The sequence below is a fragment of the Bacillus sp. P4_D3 genome (assembly GCF_056401855.1).
On sequence record NZ_JBFUIN010000121.1, the window covers coordinates 1 to 8,326 of the forward strand.

The following is an 8,326-nucleotide window of genomic DNA, read 5'->3' on the forward strand; positions in this document are numbered from 1 at the left end:
CGGCGGGGTTATCGGTGGTGGTTTGTTTGTAGGAAGTGGAACGATTATTCAATCGACGGGTCCAGCAGCGATTTTGTCCTATATTATCGGCGCTTTAATGGTTGTGCTCGTGATGCGGATGTTAGGAGAGATGGCAGCGGAAAATCCTGATAGCGGTTCTTTTGCAACGTATGCGAATAAAGCAATTGGGCCGTGGGCAGGGTATACGATCGGGTGGTTATATTGGTTTAACTGGGTCATTATTATCGCAATTGAAGCGGTGCTTTTAGGCGTGATGATTAACAATTGGTTCCCGTCGGTTCCAGCATGGCTGGCGAGTTTATGTATGGTCCTTTTAATGACGATGACGAATGTATATTCAGTAAAACTCTACGGTGAGTTTGAATATTGGTTAGCGTTTATTAAAGTTATTGCGATTGTTGCGTTTTTAATTTTAGGAGTTTCGATGTTTTTTGGATTTGTTCCAGGAGTGGAGAGACCGAGTCTCGCTATGGTTACGGAAAATGGAGGCTTCTTTCCAAATGGAATTGTCCCTGTTTTACTGAGCGTTGTATTTATTTCCTTCTCTTTATCGGGAAGCGAAGTAGCAGCGATTGCAGCCGGGGAATCGGAAAATCCAGAGAAGAATGTTATACGAGCTATTAATAGTGTAGTATGGCGCCTTATGCTTTTCTTCGTAGGATCAGTAACAATTTTAGTTATGTTTATTCCGTGGACGGATAAGGAGTTATTAAAACTTCCGTATGCAAGTTTATTTAATATGGCAGGGGTACCTGCAGCCGCAGAAATTATGAATGGTGTTGTATTTTTATCACTACTTTCCGTTATGAACTCAGGTATATATACGAGTTCGCGTATGTTATTTTCACTTGCTAAAAAAGGAGATGCTCCGGCTAGTTTCTCACGGTTAAATAGTAGAGGGACACCGGTTGTAGCGATCTATGCAAGTATCGTATTTGCATTTATTTGCGCGATGTTGAAATTTATATCTCCTGATAAACTGTTTGCGTTTTTAGCGAATAGTTCAGGAGGGGTAACGATGCTGATGTATATGTTCGTTGCCGTTTCACATGTCAGGTTAAGACGAGAGAGGGAAAGAGAAGGGGCTGGAAAGCTAAAAGTGAAAATGTGGTTATTCCCTTATCTCACATATGCAACGCTTTTAATGATTATTACGATATTTGTTTCACAAGCATTTATAGAAGATATGCGTATGCAGTTTTACATGACATTATTAGCTATGATTCTAGTAATAATAAGTTATTTTTTAAGAGTTAGAAAGTTCGATAAGCAAAAGTTGAATGATTTTACGATTATAAAAGATTCAGAAGTTAGCATAGAAAAAGAATAAGAAAAGGGGTAATGTTCCATGTTGAAAGAGAAGAAAGATATTACAACTACAAAATCTAGCATATTACATGAAAGAAGAAAAAATGCGGTGCCAGAAGGGCCTTACAATATTACAGAGTTGTATGTGCAATCAGCAAAAGGAGCGATTATTACTGATGTAGATGGTAATGAGTTAATCGATTTTGCGGGCGGAATTGGTATGCAAAACGTCGGGCATTGTCATCCGAAAGTAGTAAAGGCGATTCAAGATCAAGTGGAATCTTCTATTCATAGTTGTTTTCACGTAGCGCCTTATGAAAGTTATATTACACTCGCGGAAAGACTGAATGAGTTAACGCCAGGTGATTTTAAGAAAAAAACGATGTTTGCGAATAGTGGTGCAGAAGCAGTAGAAAATGCGGTGAAGATTGCGAGAAAAGCTACGGGAAGAAGCGCGATTGTTTCGTTTGAGCGTGCATATCACGGACGTACACTTTTGACGATGTCACTGACAAGTAAAGTGAAACCGTACAAGCATGGATTTGGGCCGTTTGTATCAGAAGTATACAAATTACCATATCCGTACTATTACCGTGCTGAAGAAGGACTGACACCAGAAGAAGTAGACGCGCAAATTTTAGCGTATTTCGAACGCTTTATGTTAGAGGAAGTAGCAAGTGATAATATCGCTGCAATTATTTTGGAACCGCTTCAAGGAGAAGGTGGATTTATCGTTCCGACGACTACGTTTATGCAAGGTGTCCGGAATATTTGTGATAAGTACGGAATCATTATGATTGCGGATGAAATTCAAACTGGTTTCGCTCGTACGGGCAGTTTATTTGCAATGGATCATTTCGGCGTAGCTCCTGATTTAATGACTTTTTCAAAATCAATCGCTGCTGGAATGCCGCTTAGCGCGATAACAGGAAGAGCGGATTTGATGGATGCACCTGGACCAGGTCAATTAGGTGGTACTTTCTCAGGAAGTCCGGCTGCTTGCGCGGCTGCATTAGCTGTTTTAGATGTAATCGAAGAAGAGAATTTAGTACATCGTGCTGTAGAAATTGGCGAGCGCATGATGGAAGTGTTTAATAGCTGGAAAGATAAATACGAACTAATTGGTGATGTTAGAGGCCTTGGTGCTATGACTGCAATCGAGCTTGTAAAAGATAAAGAGACGAAAGAGCCAGCAGCAGAAGAGGTTAAAGCGATTATGAAGGAAACGCATAGTAAAGGGGTCATTACGATAAGCGCTGGTATTTATAGTAACGTACTTCGCTTCTTACCGCCTCTCGTTATAACAGATGAACAGCTTGAAGAAGGGCTTACTATTTTAGAAGCTGCTATTGCGAAACTATCAAAATAAAAACGGTGGGGGCAGGGGAATGAGGTTTTTCAATTATATAAACGGTGAGTGGAGAGAACCTTCTACGAATGCATACGTGAAAAATTATAATCCGCATAACGGGGAAGTACTAGGTGAATTCCCGTTTAGTTCAGTAGAAGATACACGAGTAGCAATCGCATCAGCGAAAGAAGCGTTTCATAAATGGCAAAAGTTATCGTTTCAAGAAAGAGCAAGTTATTTATGGAAAGCGGCAGCTATTTTAAAAGAAAAGGTAAATGAAGTTGGCCTAGATGTAACAAGCGAAGAAGGAAAGACGATTGCGGAAGGAATAGGAGAGACGAAGCGGGCGATTAGCATTCTTGAATATTATGCAGGGGAAGCAAATCAGCCGATCGGAGAGCTCATCCCGTCTGCTAATGAAAGTACAATGCTTTACAGTAAACGTGTAGCAGTAGGGCCAGTTGGATTAATTACACCGTGGAACTTTCCAATTGCGATTCCAGCGTGGAAAATGGCGCCGGCACTTATTTACGGAAATACGATTGTCATGAAGCCGGCCGAAGTTACGCCAAAATCGGTGTACCATCTTGTAAATGCCTTTCATGAGGTAGGCATTCCAGCAGGCGTTATAAATTGTGTATTCGGAAAAGGCTCTGAAGTTGGAGCAGAATTAACGGGAAATCCGGATATAAAAGCGGTATCCTTTACTGGTTCTAATCACGTTGGAAACATCATTCAAAAAGCAGCGGTTGAAACTCAGAAAAAAGCACAATTAGAAATGGGCGGAAAAAATCCGTTAGTTGTATTAAAAGATGCCGATATTGAAAAGGCGGTAAGTATTGCGATAAAAGGTGCGTTTATGTCAACAGGGCAAAAATGTACTGCAACAAGTAGAGTAATAGTCGAAGAGGACATTTATGAAGCGTTCAAGGGTCGACTGTTGCAGCGCACGGAAGCTCTTACAGTTGGGAACCCGCTAGAACCGGATACATTTATGGGCCCATGTGTTTCCAAGGGTCAGCAGCAATCTATTTTATCGATGATTGAAGTAGGAAAAGGAGAGGCTTCTTTACTGTATGGAGGCAGCGTGCCAGGCGAATCTGAACTGGAGCGAGGGTGCTATGTTTTACCGACTATTTTTGAAAATGTCGATAAAGATGCACGCATTGCGAGAGAAGAGATTTTCGGCCCAGTTATATGTTTATTTAAAGTGAATAGTTATGAAGAAGCAGTTTCTTTAGCGAACGATACAGAATACGGACTCAGTGCATCGATTTGTACGAATAATTTAAGTTTATCGCAAAGGTTTATTGATGATATGGAAGTCGGAATGGTACACGTGAATTCAGAAACTGCAGGAGCAGAACCACAAGTTCCGTTTGGCGGAATGAAAAACTCTAGTGCTGGACCGCGTGAACAAGGAAAAGCGGCGAAAGAATTTTATACAAGAATAAAGACAGTATACGTAGATCAAGTATAAGCGATAAAAAACATAGTAACGGAGGATGAAATATGCGTAAAGGGACATTTTTTATGGCAGGACATTCGAGACTTCCGAAAGGGATGGCTGTTCGCAGTATGTACGAGACACTAACAATTACAATTGAGGCAGATCATAAATATCATGTCATTATTGAAGCGTCATGTACGCTTGCGACAGAGCATGGTAGAGACTTCGTCGCTCAAATGTTGAGAGGGCATAGTTTGCAAGATGGTATTGAAGAAATCGTTCAAGATATTATGGACCATTATCAAGGAAAAGCGCAAAATGCTATCGTTAGTGCGGTAAAGGATTTACATCGCCAATACGTAAGTTATTTAAATGATGAACAGCCCAGAGGAGAGTACGAGGAAACAACACCATAAAAACTGTCTAGTTTATATAGCCATAAACGAGAGCCAGTTGTATTTCCGTTAACGGGATACGACTGTCTTTTTATATTGAGGAGGCAAAAACTATGAAAAAGTTAAATGAAGTTCAAGTTGTAAAACAAGAGACGAAAAAAAGAGGATGTGCGGAAAGTAAGGGGATTTGTAAAATGTGTAAAGTATGTCGAGAAAATAATAAAAAACGAATTGACAGTTAGAATATTATGAATTATTATTTAATTAATAAGATCCATACGAGAAATTAGCCTTCTCTATATTCGATCTTGCTTTCCTGTGTTACAAATATTTTCATACAAACTGTCTATTATTATTGTACTTTAAGAGATTAAAGAACACTCGTAATTATGAGCCAGTTGTACGTTTCTACGATTTTATGTCGTGGATGCGTATGACTGGCTTTTTCGATGTTAGGGCAGTAAGACCGAATCTCAGCATAAGAAGATAAGGATAACTGTCTGTAAAAAACGTCAATAAGTTCTTCATATTTAAATTAGGGAGGAATTGAAATGTCGATTATTACAGAACAAAGTGCGAAGATGAAGTTTGCAAAGAAATATGAGGGATATGAGATTGTTCCTCATCCAGAGCATAAGCGTTTATACCATATTGTGTTAAATCAGCAATTGCTTAAGCAGTTTTTTGAAGAGGTAAAAGAGCATTCAGAGCAGTCATTACAATACATTCCTTATTCTCGGTTTAATCTTGCTGATGGAATGAGAAAGATTTTTGGGCAATCATTTATGGATAACATTCGCGGCATTGTTCATGACCGTGAAACGGGCGGATTTACAATTGGGGTACAAGGTGAAACGGCAGATCCAGCAGACTACGTGAAATTTGCAACAGCGTTAACACATTTAATCGGGGAGCCAAACTTTGATGCAATGACGGGAACGTATTATGCTAGATTTAATGTGAAAGATACAGATAGTAGTGATTCTTACCTTCGTCAAGCGTACCGATTGTTTACACTTCATACAGACGGTACATTCGTTGATGAACCGACAGATTGGCTTCTTATGATGAAAATTGAAGAGCAAAATGCAGTAGGAGGGGAATCCCGTTTACTACATTTAGACGATTGGGAAGATCTTCAAAAATTTAGAAATCATTCGCTCGCATCTGTTAAAGTTACGTATAAAGCACCACCAAGTAAAAATGCGCAAGAAATCGTCTATCGTGAAACGTTTTTTGATGTGAATAACGCACCATGTATTTGTTTTATTGATCAGTTCGCTTATCCAGATAATATTGAACAAGCAAACTATCTGAAAGACTTATCATATTCTGTTGAAAACTCACCAGCAACACATGCATTGAAATTACCAATTGGTGACTTAGTTCTGTTAAACAATTTATTTTGGATGCACGGAAGAGCTGCGTTTGAGAAAAATAAAGATTTATATAGAGAACTAATGCGTCAACGTGGTTGTTTTTCTAAATAATATGTACGGCGGGTCTTTTAAAGAGACCTGCCTTTTATACTATTAAGGGGGAAGTAGGATGTATGACTTTATAATTATTGGCGGAGGAATTGTTGGGCTTTCAACTGGAATGGCTTTAACGAAAAAATTCCCTCGTGCGAAAATCGCGATCATTGAAAAAGAAAAGGAACTTGCACATCATCAAACTGGACATAATAGTGGAGTAATTCACTCTGGAATTTACTATAAACCAGGGAGTTATAAAGCGAAGTTTGCTAAAGAAGGAAACGCAGCTATGGTTCAATTTTGTAAAGAAAATGACATCGCTTATGACATGTGCGGAAAAGTAATTGTCGCTACAGAAAAGGACGAACTTCCTCTTTTACATAACTTATATGAAAGAGGCTTACAAAACGATTTACATATTGAAAAAATAGGTAAGGAAGAATTAGCTGAAATTGAACCTCATGTAAAGGGACTTGGCGCAATCCGTGTTCCTTCTTGCGGGATTGCTGACTATAGAGGAGTAAGTTATGCATTTGCCCGCTTGATTCAAGAAAGCGGCGGAGAAATACATTTAGGAACAACGGCGGAGCGTATTACTGAGAAGAAAGACGCCGTAACAATTGAGACGAATCAAGGTGTATTTAAAACGAAATTTCTCATTAACTGCGCTGGCTTACATAGTGATCGTATTGCGAAAAAGACAGGAATATTAACGGATATGAAAATTGTTCCGTTCCGCGGTGAATATTATGAACTCGTCCCGGAAAAACGCCATCTTGTAAAACATTTAATCTATCCAGTTCCAAATCCAGAATTCCCATTTTTAGGTGTTCATTTCACAAGAATGATAAACGGGGACGTACATGCAGGACCAAACGCAGTATTAAGCTTCAAACGCGAAGGTTATACGAAAACGGACTTCGATATTAAAGACTTCATGGAAACAATGACATACACAGGCTTTTGGAAAATGGCGATGCCAAATATGAAAGAAGGCATAAAAGAAATGGTGCGCTCATTTAGTAAACAATCATTTTTAAAAAGCTTGCAGCGCTTAATACCAGAACTTACAGAAAAAGATATCGTCCCAACGCATGCAGGGGTAAGGGCACAAGCTATTTTATCAAACGGAAATATGGTTGATGACTTCTGTATTATCCCTGGCATTAATTCTTTGCATATTTGCAACGCACCGTCTCCGGCGGCAACAGCTAGTATAAAAATTGGTGAGGAGATTGCGAAGCAAGTGCCGGATGTGGTGGCGGTGAGGGTTTGATGGGTCCCCCGGGTTTCGGGGGATTTTTTTGTTGGGGTTAGGTGTGTGGGTTTGAAATAAAGTTACGATGTTGCTAAAAAAGATGCAAAAAACAAATAGAGCTACATCACTTTGTTAAGTTAAATTAAGTAGTCGCCCTTATAATAGAGAAGTCCGCGCTATTATAAGGGCGAATTAGTGCATTCTTATTTCCTACCACTCAAAATCATTGCATTTCCTAATACTTTTTTGTTCAATAAGAGTTTTGGTAACTCCATTTCTTCAGCAAGCTTGTAGCTATTCAATTCAGATACACCATGTTTCTTTAAGACATTTAAGAGCTCTATTTCATCCCCAAATATTTTTTCATCCATAAACAAATCTAAGAAAACAAATTCACCACCGGGTTTTAACACTCTTAATGCCTCTTTAATTACTTCAGTTTTATTTTCTCTATCTTTTACTTCATGAAATGTTAGACAGCTTACAATTATATCAAATTCATCATCAGTAAAAGGGAGTTCTGCAGCACTTGCTTTCAGAAAATCAATTCTATCAGAGACCCCTTCTATTTCAGCATTCTGTTGGCATTGGGATTTGGAATATTCCCAATTTCCGCCCCAATAATCAATTCCAGTTAGAAAGGACTTAGGAAAAGTCTTTGCCAGTTTAATAATCAGTGAACCACTACCGGTTCCTATATCTAGTATTTTTCCTTTTTCATCCCAATTCACTTTGGCAACAATTAAATCATGTATTTTTGACTGATAATTCCCCCCAACTGCTGCAAATTGGTAAACTGAATAAGAAAGTATAAATGCTATATAAATAAAAGGTAACGCAAAAATACCTGACAGGACTCGCAAATATAAATTAACAGGTAATAATGTTACCAAGAGAAGAATGAGTGAAATAACCAAAAAAATAATTAGTTTGTAAATTCGTATCCAAGTTTGATATTTAGTTTTTGTTTTCAACATATCAGCCATCCTTAAATAACCTATCTTTTGTTTACTATAATTATATAGGAAAGCAATAATCCTGTCTTATAGTTTTAAGTACATTACTTCA

General features: G+C 38.5%; 8 protein-coding genes. 7 read left to right on the plus strand and 1 reads right to left on the minus strand.

The window, feature by feature from the left end; all coding sequences use genetic code 11:
• The 7 genes from AC1DTM_RS14055 to lhgO form a co-directional block, all read left to right on the plus strand.
• A partial coding sequence (locus tag AC1DTM_RS14055) for an amino acid permease (protein WP_477000372.1) occupies nt 1-1,351 on the plus strand: 1,351 nt, incomplete at its 5' end.
• An 18-nt stretch (nt 1,352-1,369) separates the two neighbouring features.
• Nucleotides 1,370-2,698 carry a 4-aminobutyrate--2-oxoglutarate transaminase gene (gene gabT / locus AC1DTM_RS14060; RefSeq protein WP_016103867.1) on the plus strand — a complete coding sequence of 443 codons (1,329 nt, stop codon included), beginning with the start codon at nt 1,370-1,372 and terminating at the stop codon, nt 2,696-2,698.
• 19 nt (nt 2,699-2,717) lie between these two features.
• Entirely contained in the window at nt 2,718-4,160 is a 1,443-nt protein-coding gene (locus AC1DTM_RS14065) for an aldehyde dehydrogenase family protein (RefSeq protein ID WP_016103868.1), read from the plus strand.
• 32 nt (nt 4,161-4,192) lie between these two features.
• Nucleotides 4,193-4,546 carry a DUF3870 domain-containing protein gene (locus AC1DTM_RS14070; protein ID WP_002134650.1) on the plus strand — a complete coding sequence of 118 codons (354 nt, stop codon included), beginning with the start codon at nt 4,193-4,195 and terminating at the stop codon, nt 4,544-4,546.
• 92 nt (nt 4,547-4,638) lie between these two features.
• A complete protein-coding gene (locus AC1DTM_RS14075; RefSeq protein WP_002159095.1) occupies nt 4,639-4,767 on the plus strand; it encodes a hypothetical protein in 129 nt (42 codons plus the stop codon).
• A 309-nt stretch (nt 4,768-5,076) separates the two neighbouring features.
• Nucleotides 5,077-6,015 (plus strand): glutarate dioxygenase GlaH, encoded by a 939-nt coding sequence (gene glaH, locus AC1DTM_RS14080; protein ID WP_016103869.1) that lies wholly within the window; start codon nt 5,077-5,079, stop codon nt 6,013-6,015.
• A gap of 58 nt (nt 6,016-6,073) precedes the next feature.
• Complete coding sequence (gene lhgO / locus AC1DTM_RS14085; protein ID WP_477000373.1) at nt 6,074-7,276, plus strand: L-2-hydroxyglutarate oxidase; 1,203 nt, start codon at nt 6,074-6,076, stop codon at nt 7,274-7,276.
• Between the two features lie 185 nt (nt 7,277-7,461).
• Here the strand turns inward: lhgO and AC1DTM_RS14090 are convergent, their stop codons facing one another.
• Nucleotides 7,462-8,235 carry a class I SAM-dependent methyltransferase gene (locus AC1DTM_RS14090; RefSeq protein WP_283746969.1) on the minus strand — a complete coding sequence of 258 codons (774 nt, stop codon included), beginning with the start codon at nt 8,233-8,235 and terminating at the stop codon, nt 7,462-7,464.
• Nucleotides 8,236-8,326 lie beyond the last annotated feature (91 nt).